The organism is Bacteroides sp. AF32-8BH, assembly GCF_003435205.1.
Taxonomy (GTDB): domain Bacteria; phylum Bacteroidota; class Bacteroidia; order Bacteroidales; family Bacteroidaceae; genus Bacteroides; species Bacteroides ovatus.
In genome coordinates this window covers 51158-74487 of record NZ_QVLZ01000008.1, presented here as the reverse complement: position 1 = coordinate 74487, position 23330 = coordinate 51158, and the positions used below count along the sequence as shown (strand labels likewise).

Here is a 23330-nt window from a genome sequence, read left to right as displayed (position 1 = left end):
GGGTTCGTTTTTTAATTAGCCACCAATAGCTATGAACCTTTTTGTTTCTATTTTATTGTATGAGAAATAGTAATTTATAAACCTAAAAAGATATGGCAAATTTTTCAATTGTAATTGTTCCAACTAAAAAACTATCAAATGGCAGGCATCGGATAAGGATAGCAGTTGCACATCATTCGAAAACCAGATATATATCTACGCAGTTTATTTTAGAATCTGCTACTCAGTTAAAAAATGGTAGAGTAGTAAGACATGAAAATGCTACAAACATGAATGCATGCCTTCGAAAACTAATAAATGAATATGAGGAGATTGTTACATCAATTAGTTATTTGCCAGCAATCTCATGCACTGAGCTAATCCATATTATAGCTTATGAACAGAAAAAAAAAGGAATCACTTTTCAAACTGTTGCGAAGGAATATATGGATTTCATGAAAGGAGAAGAACGAGAGAAATCTTACAAACTTTATAAGATAGCTTCAGAAAGATTCATTAAGTATATGAAAGGGGATTTTCCCTTAATCCAGTTAACCCCTCTCCATATACAGGAATTCGCAAAAGTTCTTCACGAAGAGAATCTGACAGATACAACTATCAGGATTTATTTGACCCTACTAAAAGTAATATTGAATTATGCGGGAAAAATGAATTATGTAAATTACTCTATCCATCCTTTTATTTTTTTTAAAATGCCTGTTAGTAATGTACGAGAACTTGACTTATCCGTCGAAGAATTAAAGAGAATACGGGATGTCCGTCTTTTTAAGCCTACTCTGTCAATAGTAAGGGATGTTTTTATGCTTACTTATTATTTAGGTGGCATTAATCTAAGGGACTTGTTGGCATATAATTTCAAAGATAAAAACTATATGCGGTACGTGCGTCATAAAACACGTAATAGTAAAAAAGGAGAGAATGAGATTGTGTTTACCTTGCAATCCGAAGCAAAAGCTATCATAAATAAATATCTGGCTAGGGATGGATATTTGAAATTTGGGAAATATTCGTCTTATAGACAGATATACAGTTTAATCTTCCGACATATAGATAAAGTAACGAGACTTTCCGAGATAAATAAAAAGGTGACTTACTATTCCGCTCGAAAAACATTTGCACAACATGGATACAATTTAGGAATCCAGATTGAAAAGATAGAGTATTGTATAGGGCACAGTATGAAAAACAATCGTCCTATATTCAATTATATTAAAATTATGCAGGAACATGCTGATAAAGTATTTAGAGAAATATTAGATCAGCTATTATAAAGCATTGCTTTCTTTGTGCCCCATCATCGTGAGATACTTCTTCTGTTTCCATATTCCTCTTGACCGTTGAATAATCCTCAACGGTTGCCCTATTATTGTCTAAAGGTAATTTCTGTCATTTAATAAGCTATTGATATACAATGTTTTCACTCCAAAATATAAATCTAACTTTTGTTTAACTTAATATTTTGAAGTATGATAAACTATGGAAAACACTGTCTCTTATTTACTGCTATCGGGAAGGATGAATTCCGAGAGCTATTCCCTATAACATATAGAGAATTTAATAATGAAAATATATTTGTTTAACTTTAAAAAACATGGTATGAAAATAAACTATGTAACGGCTGCTTTGGCTTTGCTACTCATGGCAGGGTGCAGTAATGACGTGAAAGAATCTGATATCAAGTTTGCAGGAGAGTCGGGTGCGAAGGTTTCCTTCAGTGCAGTGATTAATAACCAAGAGGCAAGTGAACTTGTAACTAGAGCTACGGAAACGAGCTGGGAAATGGGTGACTTAGTGGGAATTACATGCGGTTCCAGACAAGTAAATATTGAATATGAATACACTGGTGGTGAAAATAGTCTGTTTTCGGCAAAAAGTGGATATGCAGAGAATATTTGGGTTCTGGGAACTCAAGAGTATGACGTAACGGCTTATTATCCTTTTACAGGAACTTCCGGAGAAGAACCGATAGCTGTCGAGGTGTCTACTAATAGTGAAAATCAAGCAACAGCGGCTGCACGTGAGCAAATTGATTTCCTTTATGCAGCTGGAAAAGCAACTGCCGAAACTCCGAATGTAAAACTAGCATTCAACCATGTAATGAGCCGTATTAAACTTACCTTCACAGCAGGTGAGAATGTGACTTTATCGGATATTACATGTTATCTTATTAATTTAAGGACAAAAGGAACGTTTAATCCGAACACAGGAGAAACAACAGTTACTGGGGAACCTGCTACAGTGGACGATGATATAGTATGGACAAAAGTGGGGTCAGCTGATAATTACACGATACAGGCAATTCTACTTCCTCAAACGGTAGGTAATGAGGTCTACATACAGGCAGGAATGAATGGTTATTACTATGAAGTTCACTTTCCTAATTTGAAAGAATTAAAACCGGGAGTTTCTTATAATTATACGATTCAAGCAAACGAGTATAAAGATAATCCGTTTGTGCTGACTATTACTGAAGAAACGCAGATTGTCGGATGGCAGAATGAGGATGGAGGAACTATTGAATCCGATCCGAGTGTAGCCGGAACTGATGCGGAGACTACTAATCCTTCTTGGAATATAACGGAAGAGGAAATAATTCCTACACCTGTTGGGAATTAATTTTATCCTATATCGAAAAAAACAAATGAAATACTAACGAAAAATATAATCTGATTTATGAAAGTATATAATTACATATCAATGCTTCTCCTGGTCGGTACAGCCATTTTTGTGTCTTGTTCGCAGGATGAAGAAATGAGCGGAGAAAATATGGACTCTTTACAGAGCTTCCAAATCAGCGTGCTCGATGGTGGTTTCCAGGATATGGATGCAAACAAGACACGTGCAACTGAAAGTGATTACTCTACAAAGTTTGTTGAAGGAGATGCAATAGGGGTCTTTGCAGTGAGAAATGAGGCAATAGTAGGAGAAATCAACAACCGTAAATTCACCATGCAGGATGGTATTTGGACATTGGATGACGGTGGTGATGAGATTGAATACAAAGGTTCTGAATTTCAGAGAATGAATTTCTATGCTTATTATCCTTATGACCCGAATGTTACTTTTGAACCGGCTAAGACAAACCCGTTCGAGACGTATGTGAACAATTGGAAAGTCGGAGCAGATCAGAGTGAAGGGGAATATACGAAGTATGATCTGATGACGAGTATCGGGGCTGTAGATGGTGACCGCCTGAAAGGTAAAATAGCTTTCACTATGAAGCACCAGATGGCACTTGCCGTTATACAAATGCCGGAAATCGTTTATGATTTTACCAATGCGAATATAGATGACTATACATTACCCGCAGGTGTAGGTTCGTTTACATTGAATGATGTTGATGTAACCCCTTATTATCAGGAAAGTACGGATACTTACCGTTTCCTTGTAAATCCGAATAAGCCTTTCTCTATCAAAGGTACTTATGAAGGCGTAAGGAACATGGAATATACTGCCGATGGTTCTTTAGAAAATGGAACAGCGAAAAAGTATACGATTAATGATCCTAATAAGATAGACTTCACATTGGCAGTTGGTGATTATTATTGTGCTGATGGAAGAATTGTAAGTAAAGATGCGGTAACCGTCCCCGATAATGTAATTGGTATTGTGTGCTATGTGGGGAATCCTCAACCGTCAGCACTTCCTGCCGATCCTTCTTATACAGAGGATAATGATGCGTTACGTCGGGATTATCCGAATTGTAAACATGGACTGGTGATTGCTTTGAATAATGCGGATGTTAATGGAACAAAGGTTGCTCCGTTTGCCAATTCAAGAGATTTCTTTTATGGTAGTTGGTTTACAACTGATGAAGATTGGATGGGTAAATTTATCAGTTCAGAAACAAGAGACCCGCTTCCGGGGATACTGGGTTATAACAATGCGGTATTGATGGAAAACTCTCCTAATAAAACGTTAGCATGTGATGGCGCATTGAATTATATAAATGCTTATCGCACTGCTGTTCCTGTGCCTGCCAGTGCTTGTGAGTGGTTTCTTCCTTCACTAAGAGAATTAGCAGACTTGGTAGATGTCGTATCTACTGTCAATACAAAGATAGCTGCTGCAGGTGGTGAGGAGCTCATAGAGAATGGTGGTAATGGTTCCCGTTATTGGAGTTCAAATGAGCGTCCGGGAAATTCGTATGTCGTATATCAACACAATCTTGTTTCCGGTGGAATATCTACTCCTTATCGTAGTGCTGGAAGTACTGCAGGAGTATTCCGTATGATGCTTGCTTTCTAAGAACATTATGATGACTTATATGAGATAAATATGAATAAGAAAAACTATATAAAAAGGACTGCTTTGCCTGTTGCCCTGTTTTTCTCCATGGTTACTTTAGTGCCGGCATTGGGATTTCAGCCGGCTTCTGCTGCCATTGACAAGGTGCAGCAACAAAGCGCCATTAAAGGAATAGTGGTAGACGAGAAAGGAGAACCGATTATCGGGGCAAATGTAGTTGCCGAAGGCACTACTACCGGTACAATTACTGATATTGACGGTGTATTCAGACTCAATGTGTCTGCCGGTACGAAATTGAAAATATCCTTTATAGGATTTGAAGCAAAGACTGTTGTTGCCAAAAATGATATGCGTGTCATATTGGTGGAAGATGCGACCACTCTTCAGGAAGTAGAAATTGTAGCCTATGGCGTACAAAAAAAGGTGACGATGACAGGTGCTATTGCTAGTGTGAAAAGTGAAGACTTGACACGTACATCAGTAGGTTCTGTTGCTAATATCCTAGGTGGTCAGATGACGGGTCTCACCACTGTGCAATATTCCGGTGAACCGGGTTCGGATGCTGCTGATATCTTTATCCGCGGTAAGGCTACGTGGTCGGATGCTGCTCCATTGATTCAGGTGGACGGTGTCGAACGTGGCATGAACGATATTGACCCGAATGAAATAGAGAGTATAACCATTTTGAAGGATGCTTCGGCTACAGCCGTATTTGGTGTGCGTGGTGCCAATGGGGTAATATTGATTACTACCAAGAGAGGGAAGGAAGGAAAAGCCAGGATATCATTCACTACTTCTGCAAGTATTCTAGCACCGACAAAATTGGTAGAGCAAGCTAATTCTTATGAATATGCTACATTCTACAATGCGATGAACAGGAACGACGGAGCCTCTCCTGTATTTAGTGATGCAGTGATTCAGAAATTCCAGGATGGTACGGATCCTATTCGTTTCCCAAGTATCAAATGGACAGATTATATTATGGGAGATGCTACGCTTCAAAGCCAACATAATGTCAACATATCAGGAGGAACGGATAAGGTGCGTTACTTTATATCAGCAGGTGCTTATACTCAAGGAGGACTTTTCAATGAGTTCAATTTGCCGTATAATATCAGTTACCAGTACCGGCGCTTTAATTATCGTAGCAATTTGGATATGGATGTAACTAAAACAACTACTATCTCCTTTAATGTTGCCGGTAATGTGAATACTTCAGATAAGCCGCGCACCAGTCAAGGATCTTCGGGAATGGTTAAGAATATCTATTATTCTACTCCGTTCAGAAGTGCCGGATTTGTAGACAATAAATTGGTTTACAGTACTGCCGATACTCATGATGATGGTCTGAAACTCCCGTTCGTGGGCGATATCGATCCATTTACGTATTATGGAAGTGGTGCTACTCAAACCAATAATAACTCGCTGAATGCCGACTTGATCCTGAATCAGAATCTTGATTTCCTGACCAAAGGGCTATCATTCAGGCTGAAGGGCTCATATAACAGTTCATTTACTGTCTACAAATATATGTCAGGTGGTACTGAAATGACCTATAATCCCGTATTGGTTGATGAAGGAAATGTCGGACTTCGTCCTGTTGATAATAGTAAGTACACAGATGTCAGCTACACCAGTGGTACAGGGAAATCCCGTGATTGGTATATGGAAGCCGGCTTCAATTATAATCGTTCTTTCGGTGGGCATACGGTAGGTGGCTTATTGCTTTATAATCAGTCTAAATCATATTATCCATCCACTTATTCTGATATTCCCAAAGGATATGTAGGTTTAGTAGGGCGTATAACTTATGACTGGATGAACCGTTACATGGCAGAGTTCAATGTTGGTTATAATGGTTCTGAAAATTTTGCGCCGGATAAGCGTTTCTCTGCTTTTCCTGCGGGGTCTGTAGGATGGCTGATGAGTGAGGAAAAGTTTTTCCAACCTTTGAAATCGGTAGTCAGCTTTTTGAAGTTGCGTGCTAGTTTTGGACTTGTAGGCAATGATAAACCTGACAGGAATGCTGCTCGTTTTATGTATTTGGCAGATCCGTATAGTGTAAATCTGGATAAAGTAATTGACCGTATTTATGCCAGTGGTGAAGCTGCCGATGCTTGGGGCTATTTGTTCGGTATTACCAGTAATACTGTTACAAATGGGGCGCGTGAAGTCTCGAAAAATAATCCGGATGTAACTTGGGAAAAGGCTTTCAAGCGTAATTACGGTATTGATATCAATTTTTTTGATGACCGTTTGAGTGCCACTGCAGAGTATTCCGTGAACATCGTTGGGACATCTTGTTGCGAGATGGTACGGCTCCGGGTATGTTGGGCTTCTTAACTCCATATGCCAATCTTGGTGAAGTGAATAGTTGGGGATGGGAACTTTCTTTGAAGTGGAACGATAAGATAGGTAAAAACTTCCGTTATTGGGCGACAATGAATCTTTCTTATAACCAGAATAAAATCATAGAACGGAAGGAAGCGCCACAGGACAATGATTATCAGTATGGAAAGAATCATCGTATCGGTTCTCGGAGCCAATATGTATTCTGGCGGTATTATGATGAAAGTACGCCTGAACTGTATGAGAAGACTTTCAACCGTCCTTTTCCAACTCATTCTGTAGTACTGGAAAATGGAGATGCTGTATACGTCGATTTGAACGGTGACCGTAAGATAGACGCAAACGATATGAGTTATGATTATGGTTTTACGGATGATCCGGAATACATGATTGGTTTGAACTTGGGATTTAGCTGGAAGAACTGGGAAGTGAATACACAATGGACGGGAGCATGGAATGTGAGCCGTATGATATCAGATGTTTTCCGTCAACCGTTCGTTTCTTCTGCTGGTAGTAATGCCGGAGGCTTGCTGTCCTATCATTTGGATCATACCTGGACACCGGAGAATCCATCGCAAAGTGCAGAATATCCTCGGGCTACCCAGGTGAATGCTTCCAATAACTATGCGACTTCTACTCTATTTGAGAAAGACGCGAAATATTTGCGCTTGAAAACTCTTCAGGTGGCATACAATTTCCAGTTTCCATTGATGAAAAAATTGGGATTAACTACTTGTCAGCTAGCATTTAGTGGGTATAATCTGTTGACGTTCTCTCCTTATTTGTGGGGTGACCCGGAAGCGACTGCAAGTAATGCGCCTACTTACCCGTTGACTAAAACTTATACATTGAGCTTGAAACTAGGATTCTAATATAGGAAAGGAAAATACAATGAGATTACAAAATAAATGGCTTGTCGGTGCGATAATGGGAGCAGTAGTTTGCGTAGCTTCTACTTCCTGCGTGGACGAGATAAAATTCGGTAACAGCTTTCTGGAGAAAGCTCCGGGAGGGTCTGCTACCATTGATACGGTTTTTAACAGTGCCGAGTATACGCGCCAGTTCCTGACCGCTTGTTACAGTAGACAATATTATGGATTACCCTATATAAACAAGAATCAAGAAGATGGTGTTCCTGAAACATCAAATCCTTATTTGGGGAAGTTTGAGGCATTGACAGATTGTTGGCAACTACACTATTCGAGTACTACTATTTATAATCGTTATTATAATGGTTCACATACGGCTAATTATGGGCAACGTGGTGACAAGTTCGGATATACTCGTGAGATGGTATGGGAAGTAGTGCGCTGGTGCTGGATATTAATGGAAAATATAGAACGGGTACCCGGAATGGATGAAACGGAAAAGAAGAGGCTGGTTGCGGAAGCCAAGTGTCTGATTGCTGCTCGTTATTTTGATTTGTTCCGTCATTATGGAGGATTACCGTTGATTTACGCATCATTTTCCGGAACTGAATCCAGTTATAGTATGCCGCGTGCCACTGTAGAAGAGACCGTGAATTATATGGTTAGCATGTTGGACGATGCAATAAACTCCGGATCGTTGGAATGGGCCTATAACGGCAATACAGGATCGACGAATAGTACTAATACGGGACATTGGACCAAAGCGGGAGCCATGGCATTGAAATGCAAAATCTTACAATTTGCTGCTTCGCCGCTATTCAATGATAACCAAGGATTTGCAGGAGGAAGCTCTGAAGCAGAACGACAGTTATTGGTATGGTATGGAGGCTATCGTTCCGACCTTTGGACCAGATGTCTGGAAGCTTGTAGGGAGTTCTTTAATGCACTCAATTCGAACGGGTTCTATGAATTGAATCAGGCTACAGGTGCTACACCGACACAGGCTGATTACCGTTATGCTTACCGTATGGGATATATTGAATTGGATAGTCCTGAAGTGTTACACTCTGTTCGTGTACATGGATACGATTCATTTGGTGCGGGATCCTATTGCTGGCATTCGTGGAGTGATAACGGACGTAACTCATATACTCCTACACAGGAATATGTAGAAATGTTTCCATGGAGTGACGGAACCCCCTTCAATTGGGATGAAACTGAAGCGGAAGGGCGTCTGGATGAGATGTTCCTGACCGGAACGTTTAATGATGGAGAACAATTACTTTCCAATATTGTATTTACCCGTGACCCACGTTTGTACGAATCGGTGATTGTGAATGGATTACCGGGGAATTTGGGCTGGAGTTCGGTTAGTGTGGGTGGAGACCCTTATGAACTTTGGGTAGGCGGCAGCCATGCCGGATCAAATTCTTTTAATGAAACGATGAGATATGCGACTGGTTATGAGAATATGAAATATTATTTAGGTAGCAGTGACTATTTACGGCAAAATACACAATGGGTAGCGCTCCGTTTGTCGGATCTGTATTTGACTTATGCAGAAGCTTTACTTCAGGCAAATAATGATCATCAAGGTGCAGTAGATCAAATTGATATAGTGCGTGCACGTGTTGGATTGCCGGGGCTTGTACAGTCTAATCCGGGTAAGCGCTTGTTAACCGACAAGGATGCTTTAATAGAAGAATTACTCCGTGAGCGTGTTTGTGAACTGGGAATGGAAGATAGTCGTTTCTTTGATTTGATTCGTTACAAACGTGCCGACCGTTTTGAAAAACAATTGCATGGATTATTGATTTATCGTTTAGATGAAAACGGTGGACGAATTGAAAAAGCTTGGAGAGACGGTACAGGTAGTACGAGTAAAGTGGATGGTGCTTTACAGCCTACTTATTTCGATTATGAAAAGTTCGAACTGAAAAATAGTCGTCGTTATTGGTGGCTTTATGGGTTTGAACCGAAATGGTACCTTTCTCCGTTTCCACAGACTGAAGTTAATAAAGGTTACGGACTGGTTCAGAATCCGGGCTGGTGATGAGTCAACGATACATGAATATAACGATATTAGAACAGTGATATGAAAAAAAATAAAATTCTGATACTGGCTTTGCTAGTCTGCTTAAGCATTCCGGTTGGAGCACAGAATACGGACAGCAATATTACAGGTATTGTTGTTGATAAATGGGGAAATCCTGTTTACGGTGCCTCGGTCAATGTGGCCGGTATACCGGATGTCAGGGTAGAGACTGATAAAGACGGCAAATTCGAAATAGCTGCTGATGCAGGACGAAGTTTGCAGGTAGTGACAACCGATAAAGGTTCGACTACAGTGAAAGTGGAACATGGAAAAGCGATGAAGATTGTAATGGATTATGCGGCGCAGACGATTGATGTTGGTGCCAACCGGACATTCACGCGGCAAGAATCGACAGCGGCTGTATCTACTGTTTATAACGAAGATTTTAATAAGCGGGCTGCTAAGAATATGTCCAATTCATTATATGGACAAGGATTAGGACTGACTACTTTGCAAAATGCGGGTAATTATGCTTCAGTGGAACCGACTTTCTATGTGCGTGGATTGCAAAGTCTTTCCAGCAGTTCACCATTGGTGTTGGTAGATGGATTAGAAAGAGACATGAGTCTCGTTACTCCGGAGGAAGTCGAGTCTGTGTCTGTTCTGAAAGATGCGGCTGCTGTTGCTCTTTATGGATACAAAGGTGTGAATGGCGCTATTCTAATCACTACAAAACGTGGTAAGTATAACACGAGAGAGGTTACTTTCACTTATGATCATGTGACTAACTTTCAGGCACGTCGTCCTAAGTTTGTAGATGCGGCTACGTACGCTGAAGCTATAAATGAAGCACGTGGTTATGAAGGGTTGAGCGCACGTTATGCTCCTGAAGAAGTAGATGCTTTTCGCAATGGGGCGACAGGTGGCGGTGCTTCTCGTATGTACCCTTATCTTTATCCGAATGTCAACTGGATGGATGAGACTTTCAAAGATACAGGTATCTCCAATAAATATACGATTGAATTTAGTGGGGGAGGTGATAAGTTTCGTTATTATACGATGCTCGGTTTGTTAACAGATAAAGGGTTTGTGAAAAGCCCGAATGAAAACGACGGATATTCTACACAGAACAAATATTCGAGAGCTAATTTGCGTACTAATCTGGATATTGACTTGACGAGTACAACCAAGTTGAAACTTAATCTTCTTGGTACGTTATCAGAATCCAGTCGTCCGGGTGAATCTGTCGATTTATGGGATATGGTTTATTCGTTGCCGGCTGCTGCTTTTCCTATACGTACAGAAGACGGCTCTTGGGGTGGTAGCACTACATGGGCAGGTACAATGAATCCGATAGCGCAATCTCAAGGTGCAGCATATAGTAAGGGGCATACCCGTAATCTGTATGCCGATCTGACTCTTTCACAAGACCTGTCAGGCTTTGTAAAAGGACTGGGTGTCAACTTCCGTTTGTCTTACGATAATTATTCTTCTGTTTGGGAAAACCATAGTAAGACTTTTGCTTTTAAAGGATATAGTACCAGATGGGCGGACGGTCCGTTCTATACCACAGTCTCGGGTGGAGAATCCGGAGAAATGAAGACTGATGCTTCTACAAATGACTGGGCACGTCAGTTTAATTTTGCGGGTGGCTTTGATTATAATCGCTCATTGGGAAAGTTCGACATATACTCGCAACTGAAATGGGACTATGAATATCGTGATGCTTATGGGCTGAACACGACTGTTTATCGACAGAATGTTTCCTGGTATACCCATTTGGGATTCAACAAACGATATTATTTGGACTTGGCGTTATTGGCTTCACAATCCAGTTTGTTAGCTCCTGGACATAAATGGGCTTTTTCACCGACAGTGTCTGCTGCATGGGTACTTTCAGAGGAAAATTTCATGAAGAACGTATCATGGATTGATTTCCTTAAACTGCGAGCTTCTTTTGGTGTCATCAATGCAGATTATCTGCCTAGAAACGGTGATGATACTGTATATAATTACTGGGATCAGATTTACACAACTACTGGTACGATGTATAGATTCGATTCGGGTTATAATTCCGCGTTTGGTAGCACATATATCAGCCGTCTGGCTACAACTAACTCGACTCATGAAAAAGCATATAAGTACAACGTAGGTATTGATGCTACCTTGTTTAAAGGATTGAACCTGACAGTGGAAGGTTATTATCAGAGGAGGAAAGATATTTGGGTATCTTCCGAGGGACAGTATTCTTCAGTATTAGGAATGGATGCCCCGTTCGAGAATGCGGGAATTGTAGATAGTTGGGGTACGGAAATCGGTCTGGACTATACGAAACAAATCAGTGATGTAGTGTTTAATATCGGTGGAAACTTTGCGTGGAACCGGAATGAGATCAAGGAACAGATGGAAGAACCTCGTTTGTACGATAATCTGGTGCAGACAGGCAATCGGTTGAATCAAGTATATGGTTTGATAGCTGAAGGATTTTTCAAAGATGAAGCGGATATTGCAAGTAGTCCTACACAGAATTTCAGCACTGTAGTGCCGGGGGATATCAAATATAAAGATGTAAATGGTGACGGCACGATTGACTCCAATGATCAGATTGCTATCGGTTACAGTACGGTAGCTCCGGAAATTTACTATTCATTTCATTTGGGAGCCGAATGGAGAGGAATCGGGTTTAGTGCTATGTTTCAGGGAACAGCTAATTATTCGGCTGTTTTGAATACGAAAAGTATGTTCTGGCCGTTGATTAATAACACCACTCTCTCTTCTCACTATTATGAGAATCGTTGGACGCCCGAAAATCTGAATGCTAAGTATCCACGTCTGAGTTCGCAAAGTAATGCCAACAACTATCAGACCAATACCATTTGGTTGGAAGACCGTTCATTCCTGAAGTTGCGTAACGTGGAACTATATTATAAGTTCCCTAAAAACTTGATGCAAAAGACAAAAATATTGGGTAGTGCAAAATTGTATGTTCGTGGAGTCGATTTGCTCTGTTTCGACAAGATTGATGTTGCCGACCCGGAATCTTACGGTGCGACGAACCCACTGAATAAAAGTGTGGTTGTCGGTTTGAAAATCGGTTTTTAATCATTAAAGACAAAAGTAATATAATGAAACTGAATAAAATAATCTATGGCATATTATGCCTGACTACGCTGAATGCTTGCTCTGACCAAATGGAATACAAAGAATATAGCAATTATGGCGCAGATTATGTGAAACGTACCTTTGGTGATGTGGGAGGGCTGGTGGCCAATATATATTTAGGGCTGGATACCGACTACGGAAACTATAGCGGAGCTATTTTAGGATCGGCTACCGATGAGTCGGTGTATGCTCATACGGGTAATCAAATTGCAGACTTCTATAATGGAGCGTGGAGTCCGACAAATGCTAAAAGCAGTATGTGGACTTCCTGCTATCAGCAGATTGCCAATTGTAATTTGTACTTGGATGAATTTACAGGGTTGACGTTCTCGGAATATGAGTTGATTTCCGATTATAAAGGAGAGATGTATCGTTATAACAATTATCAATACGAAGTTCGTTTCCTGCGTGCGTATTATTATTTCAACCTGGTGCGCCAATATGGGGATGTTCCTTTTACTGATCATGTTTTGACTACTGCGGAAGTCAATTCATTGGAACGTCGTCCGGCAAAGGAAATCTTTGATTTTATCATCTCCGAGTGTGATGAGATTAAGGATCTGATTATTGAGAATTATGAAAACCTGGGCGATTGGGAACCGTCTAATGAGGCACGTGAAACGGGACGTGCCAATAAACGGACCGTACTGGCATTGAAAGCTCGGGCCGCTCTGTATGCTGCCAGTCCTTTATTTAATCCGACAAATGACAGAAACCTGTGGCATCGGGCTGCTGTTGCCAATAAAGAATTGATTGATAGCTGTGTGGCTGCTAATATGTCATTGATAAATGACTATTCGGCGTTATGGAGTGCTACCAGTCATAGAACTGCATTGAGCGAACTGATTTTCGGGCGTCGTGCTACCCGTACGACTAACTCATTCGAAGGATATAATTTCCCTGTCGGATTGGAGAATTGCAACGGTGGTAACTGTCCTACACAGACATTGGTGGATGCGTATGAGATGCAGGCTACCGGATTGCGACCGGACGAAACTAGTGGTTATGATCCGGCACAACCGTATTATGAAGGTCGCGACCCTCGTTTTTATCTGACTATTGCTAAAAACGGAGATGAAAACTGGCCAAGCTGGAACGACACTCCTCTGCAGATTTATCAGGGTGGAGTAAATGCCGAGCCATTGAGCGGTGCTACTCCGACTGGCTATTACTTGAAGAAATATTGCCAGGCAGCTATCGATTTACGCGCCAGCACATCGTCTGCGGATTATCATACATGGATAACCTTCCGTTTGGGAGAATTTTATCTGAACTATGCGGAAGCGGTATTCAAGTATTTTGAATTAGGCGGCAATAGTACTGCGGCGGACGCAACAGATGGCGAATTTACCATGTCCGCTACCGCTGCCGTGAGCATGACTCGTGATCGTGCGAAAATGCCGGGGTTTCCTATCGGAATGGCTAATGATGGGTTTTGGAAAAAGTATCAGAACGAACGTATGGTTGAACTGGCTTTCGAAGGACATCGTTTCTGGGATGTACGTCGCTGGAAAGAAGGTGACAAGCACTTTAAGAGCATTGTTGAGATGAAAATAACAAGAAATTCCGACGGTACATATACTTATAATCGTAATACAGTCAGAAGGCAATGGGATGATAAAATGTATTTCTTCCCGATTCCTCAAAGTGAGAGAGCGAAAAATTCAAATTTGACACAAAATCCGGGATGGTAATTTATCATAGGATTTTGAAACTACTTATTATTCATAAAACAAAAAGAACAGAGAAATGAAGAAATATCATATCATATTGGGAATGTTTTGCTTGCTGGCCGGAACCGCCTGTTCTGACGATGATCCGGTTGTAAAGGGAAATAACGGTAATCAGACGGAAGAAGAATTGCCGCCATTGCCAACTGAAGTTATCACCGGAAGCCGTGCTATGTGGGTAAGCTATGATCCTACTCCAAACGCTGATGCTAATAATTCTTCGGGAATATCATCTGCCTTGATTAGTTGGCGGTTGTTAAAAACCGATCCGTCGAATGTAGCTTTTGATATTTATAAGACGGTAGATGGAGGAACAGAGGTAAAGTTAAATGGCGAGCCTATTTCTACTTCTACCAGTTGGGCAGATGCGGATATGGACCCGACGAAGACCAGCTATTACCGGGTGACTCTGACTGGACAGACCGAAACTGTTTGTGACCGTACATTTACTCCCGAAATGGCCACAAAATTTTATCATGAAATCAGATTGAATATGAATGTTCCTGATGCATCGTTAACTTATTCTCCGGATGACATTCAGGTAGGTGATTTGGATGGTGACGGTGAATTGGAAATCGTGTTGAAGAGAGAACCCTATGATGGTGCCAATCAAGGTGGATGGCGTAATGGTACTACTTTGCTGGAAGCTTATAAAATGGATGGAACTTTCTTGTGGCAGATTGATATGGGTATTAATATCCGTTCAGGTTCACATTATACTTCTTACATTCTATATGATTTTGATGGCGACGGATTGTGTGAGATTGCTTTCCGTTCTTCTGAAGGGACGAAGTTTGGTGACGGAAAAATAATAACTGATGCTTTCGGACAGGTAAATGACTATCGCATTCGTGATGAGAATGGCGCAGGGTGGTATTCAGGTGCCAGTCTTTACACTACTTGCGGTTTGATAATGGAAGGTCCTGAATATATTTCTATTTGTCGTGGATATGATGGACGTGAAATTACCCGTGTAGATAATATACCGCGTGGTGGAGAAGGAGGGAAAGTATCTATGGCTAAACATTGGAATGAATACTGGGGGGATGATTACGGAAATCGTATGGACCGTTACTTTATAGGAGTAGCTTATCTGGATGGTATTCCTGATGAAAATACCGGAGTAAGAACAAGCAATCCCAGCTTGATTATCAGTAGAGGGATTTATCACAACTGGCAAGTATGGGCACTTGATTTGAAAGCTAACAAATTAGAAATCCGTTGGAAGTTTGATACAGCCGAACACTCTTCAAAATGGTTATCAATGTGTTCACACTGTTTTCGTGTAGCGGATTTGGACGGTGATGGAAAAGATGAAATTTTGTATGGTTCTGCAGCAATTGATGACGATGGAAGTGAGTTGTGGTGCACAGGAAACGGACATGGTGACTGTTTATATGTAGGTAAATTTATTAAGGATCGTTCTGGATTGCAGATTGTAGCTTCTTTTGAAGAACCTAGCAATTATAATGGACAAGGACATGGGTATGCATGTCAGGTGATTGATGCTAGAGATGGCAGTTTGATAGCTGGTCATGGGGCAGGTTCGACTGCTGACGTCGGTCGTTGTATTGTAGCAGATATTAATCCGGATAGTCCTGATTTTGAATACTGGTCTTCATTGGATGCGGGGGTCTTCAGTTGCAGCAGTGGTGCATTAGTCTCCAATACATTCCCTACCGGTATTGGTAGTGGTATTATGTATAATGTGACAATTTATTGGAGTGGACAATCTACCCGGGATATGTTAGATCGTGCTTGTATCGTGAGCTATAAGGAAAATCCGGATGTAAACAAGACGAATAAAACTCGTTTGGTCTATTTCGGTGCTTATGGTAGTAATGATGGTAATCATAGTACTAAGTATAATCCTTGTTATTATGGCGACTTCTTGGGTGATTATCGTGAAGAGGTGATTTTAGGTTCAAGTGATGGTAAATCCCTTTACATATTCTCTACCAACCATCCTACTGAATTCCGTCTTCCTCACCTGATGACTGATCATAATTACGATATGTCTCAAGCTATGCAGAATATGGGATATAATCAGGGAACTAATTTAGGTTACTATGTAGGTGCTGAAACTTTGAAAAAGGCAGAATGAAAAGGCCTTTGAATGAGGAACCGCTCATTTGAAATAAGTTTGTTGAAAAAGAGCAATCCGGTCTACTGCCGGGTTGTTCTTTTTTCATATTTGAACGAATCGACATATATATGTATAATATTCTATTTCTTAATTGATTGGCTCTCCCTATTTTTGCAGAGTGACATAGCTTATTGACGTATGAAGAACATATTTCCTCTTTTGTTCCTTTTCATCACTTTGGGAATGAACATGAATGCACAAGACAATCAAGTTTCCGGTCTTAACGCCCGCCAGTTTCATAAGTATTGGAAGATCGAGTCGGAATCTCCCGATTATAAAGTGACATTTGTCGGTGATACCGCCGAAATCGTTTCTCCCAAAGGGCTTACTCTCTGGCGAAAAGAAAAGATGAGCGGACGGGTAACGATTGAATATGATGCATGCGTCGTTGTAGAAAGAGAAGGAGATCGCTTGAGCGATTTGAATTGCTTTTGGATGGCTTCGGACCCTGAATATCCCGATAATATCTGGAAACGTGAGAAGTGGCGTAACGGAATTTTTCAGAATTGTTACTCTCTGCAACTCTACTATATGGGATATGGTGGAAATTATAATTCCACCACACGCTTTCGCCGCTATGACGGTAATGAAGCGGCAATAATGGAAGCCGGACTTCGCCCGTCCATACTAAAAGAATATACGGATGCCGAACATTTGCTCAAGGCGAACCACTGGTACCACATTAAGATAACAAATGAAAATAATAGGGTTAGTTATTACATAGACGGCAAGCGACTGGTGGACTTCCGCGATACCGAACCTCTGACAGAAGGATGGTTCGGCTTTCGCACCACCCTATCACGTACCCGTATTACAAATTTCCACTATGAATATTCGCCTCACCAAACGTCTACTGTCCCTTTACATTGGATCGGTGATACTCCTGAACAGGACAAAGCTGTAAGCTTCGGAATTCCTTTTGATGAAGGCGACGTATTTCCTGCAACTCCGTTACGGCTGACAACAAGTAGAAATCAAGAAATACCGGTGGATACTTGGCCATTAGCTTACTGGCCGGATGGTTCCGTGAAATGGAGTGGAGTTGCCGGAGTCATTCCTGCCGGAACAGAAAGACTAACACTGGAAAAAGTCCCCCAGAAAGTAAAAACTATCAATAAACAACCTAATGCTTCTATTGCTATAACTGAAACGCCTGAAAATATTCAAATTGAAACAGGCGTACTTTCTGTATTTATTCCCCGGCGCGGAGATTTCCTGATGGATAGCCTGCTCTATAAAGGAACTAAAGTAGGAGAGAAAGCGCGTCTTATTTGTAGTACTCAAAGCGAGCCGATTCAGGAAAATACATCTCAAATATCTTTTACTCGTTACATAGGAGAAATAAAATCAGTAACCATTGAACGTTTCGGCTCTGTACGGGCGCTTGTCAAGTTGGAAGGTGTGCATCGGAACAGGAATAGGGAGATTGAAACGAGTCACGCTGAAAATAACCAAGTGAGTCACTCTAAAGGGAACCAAGTGAATCACTCTGATGAAAACAGTCTGAATAACCGTGAGTGGCTTCCTTTTGTGGTACGTCTCTACTTTTATGGTGGTAGTGAACAGGTCAAAATGGTACATAGCTTCGTCTATGACGGAGATCAGAAGAAAGATTTCATTCGTAGTTTAGGTATTCGTTTCGATATTCCTATGCGTGAAGCTTTGTATAATCGTCATATTGCTTTCTCGTGTGCGGATGGAGGAGTATGGAGCGAGCCGGTGCAACCATTGATAGGACGTCGCATGCTGACTTTAAATAAGGCAGATAATAAGAAAAACAGTCATGAAAAGAATGATACAAAACTGATACCGACTGATGAACCTTCTCTGCAACAGCAGCAAATGGAAGGCAAACGTATTCCGCCTTATGAATTTTTCGATGAAAAGAACCGTTCTCTGCTCGATAACTGGGCTTCATGGAATGACTACCGTCTGTCTCAACTCACTGCTGATGCTTTCTCCATTCGTAAACGCGCCAATAACGATAATCCCTGGATAGGAACCTTTTCCGGCACACGTAGCGATGGATATATTTTTGTCGGAGATATTACCGGAGGATTAGGACTTTGTATGCATGACTTTTGGCAGTCTTATCCCTCTTCTATTGAAATTTCAGACGCACGAACCCCGGTAGCTACCCTTACCGCCTGGTTGTGGAGTCCGGAGTCCGAGCCTATGGATTTACGGCATTATGATCGTATAGCTCATGACCTGAATGCCAGCTATGAAGATGTCCAGGAAGGTATGAGCACGCCATACGGCATTGCCCGTACAACTACATTTACACTTATCCCACAAGGTGGTTATATCGGGAAAAAGGCTTTTGCTGATTATGCCAAACAATTTTCTAGCCCTAGTCTGTTAATGCCAACCCCGAATTATCTTCATGCCCGCCAGGCTTTCGGAATATGGAGCCTTCCTGACCGCAGCACTCCATTCCGTACTTGTGTAGAAGACCGCTTGGATGCTTACATTGACTTCTATCAGAAAGCAATCGAACAAAACAAATGGTATGGTTTCTGGAATTACGGTGATGTGATGCATGCTTATGACCCCGTTCGTCATACCTGGCGTTATGATGTCGGAGGATTTGCCTGGGACAATACGGAACTGGCTTCTAATATGTGGCTGTGGTATAATTTCCTGCGTACCGGGCGTCTTGATATTTGGCGTATGGCTGAAGCCATGACCCGGCATACGGGTGAAGTCGACGTTTACCACGTCGGTCCGAATGCCGGATTGGGCAGTCGCCATAACGTAAGCCATTGGGGCTGTGGTGCAAAAGAAGCGCGAATCAGCCAGGCCGCTTGGAACCGTTTCTACTATTACCTTACTACGGACGAACGTTGCGGTGATTTAATGACTGAAGTAAAGGATTCTGACCACAAACTCTATGAATTGGATCCTATGCGCCTGGCTCAACCCCGCAGTGAATATCCTTGTACTGCTCCCGCCCGTTTGCGTATCGGTCCTGATTGGCTGGCCTATGCCGGTAATTGGATGACGGAATGGGAACGCACCGGCAACACAATGTATCGTGATAAAATCGTAGCAGGAATGAAAAGCATTGCCGCCTTACCTAACCGTCTCTTTACCGGGCCAAAAGCTTTAGGGTTTGATCCGGCAACAGGGATTATCACAACCGAATGCGATCCTAAACTGGAAACAACCAACCATTTAATGACCATCATGGGCGGATTTGAGATTGCAAATGAAATGATGCGTATGATTGATATACCCGAATGGAAAGATGCTTGGCTTGACCATGCCGCACGTTACAAGAAGAAAGCATGGGAACTTAGTCACAGCCGTTTCCGTATATCCCGCCTGATGGCTTATGCGGCTTATCATCTGCGTGATAGACAAATGGCAGAAGAAGCCTGGACGGACTTATTCACCCGTTTGGAACATACACCTGCACCCTCTTTCCGTATCACGACCATACTTCCGCCGGAAGTACCGGCTCCATTAGATGAATGTACAAGCATCAGCACGAATGATGCTGCCCTTTGGAGTCTCGACGCTATTTATATGCAGGAAGTTATTCCAATGGATAACTGAAATAGTGTAAAGTAGCATTAGTTACTTCCTAATCTATTAACAGCAAAGTTCTTCCGCATTAAGGATAAACTTCCTTTCCTTTATACCAAACTTACAATCAATTTATTATAAACTATAAACGCAAGTTCTGTTTTTATAAATGAAGCCTTTGATTATAAAAACAAAGCTTGCATTTTTAAAAACAGAACTTGCATTTATAGTTTACTCTTAAACAAATGAAACTTTGGTACTAATCCAAAAGATGTTTGCAAAGGGATAAGAGTAACTTTTCTATTAATAGATTATAGGACAAGTAGTATACTCTATCCTTTACGTTCTTACTTTAAATAATTCTTTAATGGACAATCGGTCTTTTTCAACCCTTTAGCAATGCTTTTCGCATTCATGTGCGCTCCTTTCAAGGAAGTGTGCGTATGATCATGATTATAGTAGGTAATCGCTTTCTTGATACCAACCTTTTCCAATTTATCGGCACTAATTTTATTTAAATCAATGAAATAAGCCCCGGTAGCTTCAGCTGCTTCACGTGTCCATTTACCGAAAGACTCTGTGTTGCGTTCTATCTTTCCCTCTTTCCATTTGTTGCGTGGAGTATGGCTTAAAACGATGGGAATGGCGCCTTTCTCCTGAACGTCCATGATGAACTTCCGAAGATACCAGCCAAACGTATAAATAACCTGATACTTACCGGTCTTTTCCATTAAAAATACTTTGCTCTCGTCACCGGAACCACGTAATTCGGCACGGGCCTTTCCTACATTAATATCTCCTGCATCATTATGTCCGAACTGAATCAGAACGAAGTCTCCCGGTTGCAAAGCATTATATACCTTATCCCAACGACCTTCGTCCAGGAAAGTGCGGGCACTGCGTCCTGCCATGGCACGGTTTTCTACAGATATTTTATTCAGATTGAACTCGTCGGCGATTACGCTTCCCCAACCCCACATACCATTTTTGTCTTTATCCTCATTTCGGACCGTACTGTCTCCGATGGTAAACAATACCGGACGTCCATCTTTACGGCTGGAACCTGTTACAGTATCTTTCTCAATGGGCTTTAGATAATTGGCCAATTCCAGTCCCTCATAAGCACGTATTCCATCCGCAGCAGATTCCGCATTGACTTTAGCACCGAAAGCACTTGTGTGTATACGGTCGATGTAGAACATATATTTCACCTTATTCTTACCGAACTTCTCGAATTTGCGGGCACTGATATCATTCAAATCAATAAAAGGAACCCCCTGTTCTTCGGCTACTTGCTTTGCCCACAATCCGAAAGTCTTGTTGACACGTGTGATGATGGTGCTGTCTTTATCTTCCCAGGCATTGCGGGGAGTAAGCGAGAATAGGATCGGATGAGCACCTTTTGCTTTTACATCCTGAATAAAACGGCGCATATATTCCCCGTATGTATATACGGTTTCTTTCACTCCGGTCTCTTTGATGGTTACGTTCAGCGTATCTTTGCCGATTCCCGGAATAGAGGCGCGGGCACGTCCGCTGTCATAAGGACCATTGTCATTGTGTCCCAATTCGATGATAACCCAGTCTCCGGGGCGTACACCTTTGATTACATCCGGCCAAAGACGGTTGTAGAAAGTACGGCTGCTGGTACCTCCCAACGCATGATTCTCAACAGTAATCCGGTTGGAATCGAAATATTCACCAGCAAAATAGCCCCATCCCCATTGTCCGTTGTTGCCATTGCCTAAAGTTCCGGTACGCATGGTCGAATTACCTACCAGAAACAGAACAGGGTTGTCACCTTTCCGGCTGGAACCGGCTTCCGGTCGCGAGGTACGTGCTTTATTCAGGCTATCCAGCGTGTTGTCAACCACCTGATTGACATCTGCCATGGGAGCGGAAACTTTATTTTGCGCTTGCAGTTGCAAACTGAACGTAATGGCTGTCAGCCAACATATATACGGGAATAATTTGTTTTTCATGAATCTGTTTTCTTTGAAATCCCTCACTGACCGGTGTCTAAACAGTCAGTGAGGGAACTAGCTACTAACTAACCTCTAACTAAACCTAATGAATGATTATCTTTAAACCTAATGAAAAAACTGTGTATGTTATTTTAATTTATAAACTTCTGTTCCGGCAAGCAGGAAACAACCGACTCCGTAGTCTTCAAAGTCGGGCACACTCTTATAAGTAACCGGCTGTCCGTCTTTAGGCTCCTTACCTGTTCCCTGCACATATCCCAGGAATCCGTTCGGATGTACGGCATCTTTCACCATAGCGTTCCATGCTTTTAAAAGGACGGGAAGATACTCTTTACGGTCGAGCAATCCGTTGCGGACTCCCCAAGCCATACCATAAACAAATAAGGCTGTACCGGAAGTCTCTTTTCCTCCGAAGTTCGTCGGGTCGTGAAGACTGACATTCCAGAAACCATCTTCACGCTGACATTTCTTCAAAGCCTTGCTCATGGTCAGGAAATCATTGATATAGTCCTGACGGTGTTTCTCGTCAGAAGGAATTTCATCCAATACACGTACCAAGGCAGCATATACCCATCCGTTTCCACGACTCCAATAGCAATCTTCGCCATTCGGCTCTTTATATGGAGGATTAAAATCCTGATCGCGCCACCACAGACCGTCTTTGGGGTTGAACATACCCGTTTTATCGTGTTGGCTGCGTGTGTAGTAGTACATATCCCACATCTTATCGTAGTATTTCTGTTCTCCGGTCATCTTTCCGAATTTAGCGAAGATAGGCATTGCCATTTGCACAGCATCAATCCACCACCAGTCGTTCACCTGCGGGGTGTTCACCACCATATCGATACTTGCTTTGATATTCCGAATCATGTTCGGGTCTGACGGGCAGATTTTATAGATATCAATGTACGCCTGTCCGCAACAATGGTCGTCCGCATTACGGGTAGTATTACCGTTGCGCATTCCCCATTTGTGGAAATCGGCCCAGTCGTAAGTATACTTATAATAATCCTCACGCGGATAAATAGAATAGAGAGCCATCAATCCTTCATAATATACACCACGCGTCCATATATTGCTGGGACGTACACGACCGTAAAAACTGGGAGTAGTGTAATCGGCATACTTTTTCATAAAGTAGTCATTTACCTTTATGATATTCTCTAAAGTCTCTTTTTGTGTCGGGAGTTCTTGTGCTGCGACCGTATGGACTGGTATCAGACAAGAAAGAAGTAATCCTGTAAAGAGTAAGAATAGTGGTTTCTTCATGGTACA

The 23330-nt window shown here is 41.7% G+C and carries 10 protein-coding genes and 1 pseudogene; 9 read left to right on the top strand and 2 right to left on the bottom strand.

Annotation, left to right across the window (positions count from 1 at the left end; genetic code table 11):
* Positions 1-92: 92 nt before the first annotated feature.
* The 9 genes and pseudogenes from DWZ47_RS07210 (at position 93) to DWZ47_RS07170 (ending at position 20100) form a co-directional block, all read left to right on the top strand.
* Positions 93-1271, top strand: a complete 1179-nt coding sequence (locus tag DWZ47_RS07210; RefSeq protein ID WP_004327456.1) for a tyrosine-type recombinase/integrase — start codon at positions 93-95, stop codon at positions 1269-1271.
* A 325-nt stretch (positions 1272-1596) separates the two neighbouring features.
* Complete coding sequence (locus tag DWZ47_RS07205) at positions 1597-2616, top strand: fimbrillin family protein (protein WP_004324915.1); 1020 nt, start codon at positions 1597-1599, stop codon at positions 2614-2616.
* Between the two features lie 57 nt (positions 2617-2673).
* On the top strand, positions 2674-4248 hold the full coding sequence (locus DWZ47_RS07200) for a fimbrillin family protein (RefSeq protein ID WP_117512673.1): 1575 nt from the start codon (positions 2674-2676) through the stop codon (positions 4246-4248).
* 30 nt (positions 4249-4278) lie between these two features.
* Positions 4279-7469 (top strand): annotated as a pseudogene (locus DWZ47_RS07195) (SusC/RagA family TonB-linked outer membrane protein).
* 19 nt (positions 7470-7488) lie between these two features.
* Positions 7489-9519 carry a RagB/SusD family nutrient uptake outer membrane protein gene (locus DWZ47_RS07190; RefSeq protein ID WP_004324918.1) on the top strand — a complete coding sequence of 677 codons (2031 nt, stop codon included), beginning with the start codon at positions 7489-7491 and terminating at the stop codon, positions 9517-9519.
* 42 nt (positions 9520-9561) lie between these two features.
* Positions 9562-12603, top strand: a complete 3042-nt coding sequence (locus DWZ47_RS07185; protein ID WP_117512672.1) for a SusC/RagA family TonB-linked outer membrane protein — start codon at positions 9562-9564, stop codon at positions 12601-12603.
* Positions 12604-12626: 23 nt separating this feature from the next.
* Positions 12627-14357: a RagB/SusD family nutrient uptake outer membrane protein gene (locus DWZ47_RS07180; protein ID WP_117512671.1), complete on the top strand. Its 1731-nt coding sequence runs from the start codon at positions 12627-12629 to the stop codon at positions 14355-14357.
* A 55-nt stretch (positions 14358-14412) separates the two neighbouring features.
* Positions 14413-16497, top strand: coding sequence for a hypothetical protein (locus DWZ47_RS07175; protein ID WP_117512670.1), 2085 nt, complete (start codon positions 14413-14415; stop codon positions 16495-16497).
* A gap of 180 nt (positions 16498-16677) precedes the next feature.
* On the top strand, positions 16678-20100 hold the full coding sequence (locus tag DWZ47_RS07170; protein ID WP_117512669.1) for a DUF6250 domain-containing protein: 3423 nt from the start codon (positions 16678-16680) through the stop codon (positions 20098-20100).
* A 317-nt stretch (positions 20101-20417) separates the two neighbouring features.
* On the opposite strand, the gene DWZ47_RS07165 is transcribed toward DWZ47_RS07170, so the two are convergent.
* Both DWZ47_RS07165 and DWZ47_RS07160 read right to left on the bottom strand, forming a co-directional pair.
* Complete coding sequence (locus DWZ47_RS07165; protein WP_182281644.1) at positions 20418-22052, bottom strand: rhamnogalacturonan acetylesterase; 1635 nt, start codon at positions 22050-22052, stop codon at positions 20418-20420.
* A gap of 129 nt (positions 22053-22181) precedes the next feature.
* Positions 22182-23324 carry a glycoside hydrolase family 88 protein gene (locus DWZ47_RS07160; RefSeq protein ID WP_004301577.1) on the bottom strand — a complete coding sequence of 381 codons (1143 nt, stop codon included), beginning with the start codon at positions 23322-23324 and terminating at the stop codon, positions 22182-22184.
* Between the last annotated feature and the right edge of the window lie 6 nt (positions 23325-23330).

Coding starts and splice junctions, on each gene's coding strand:
- DWZ47_RS07210 (WP_004327456.1), top strand. CDS start 93: ATGGCAAATTTTTCAATTGTAATTGTTCCAACTAAAAAACTATCAAAT.
- DWZ47_RS07205 (WP_004324915.1), top strand. CDS start 1,597: ATGAAAATAAACTATGTAACGGCTGCTTTGGCTTTGCTACTCATGGCA.
- DWZ47_RS07200 (WP_117512673.1), top strand. CDS start 2,674: ATGAAAGTATATAATTACATATCAATGCTTCTCCTGGTCGGTACAGCC.
- DWZ47_RS07190 (WP_004324918.1), top strand. CDS start 7,489: ATGAGATTACAAAATAAATGGCTTGTCGGTGCGATAATGGGAGCAGTA.
- DWZ47_RS07185 (WP_117512672.1), top strand. CDS start 9,562: ATGAAAAAAAATAAAATTCTGATACTGGCTTTGCTAGTCTGCTTAAGC.
- DWZ47_RS07180 (WP_117512671.1), top strand. CDS start 12,627: ATGAAACTGAATAAAATAATCTATGGCATATTATGCCTGACTACGCTG.
- DWZ47_RS07175 (WP_117512670.1), top strand. CDS start 14,413: ATGAAGAAATATCATATCATATTGGGAATGTTTTGCTTGCTGGCCGGA.
- DWZ47_RS07170 (WP_117512669.1), top strand. CDS start 16,678: ATGAAGAACATATTTCCTCTTTTGTTCCTTTTCATCACTTTGGGAATG.
- DWZ47_RS07165 (WP_182281644.1), bottom strand. CDS start 22,052: ATGAAAAACAAATTATTCCCGTATATATGTTGGCTGACAGCCATTACG.
- DWZ47_RS07160 (WP_004301577.1), bottom strand. CDS start 23,324: ATGAAGAAACCACTATTCTTACTCTTTACAGGATTACTTCTTTCTTGT.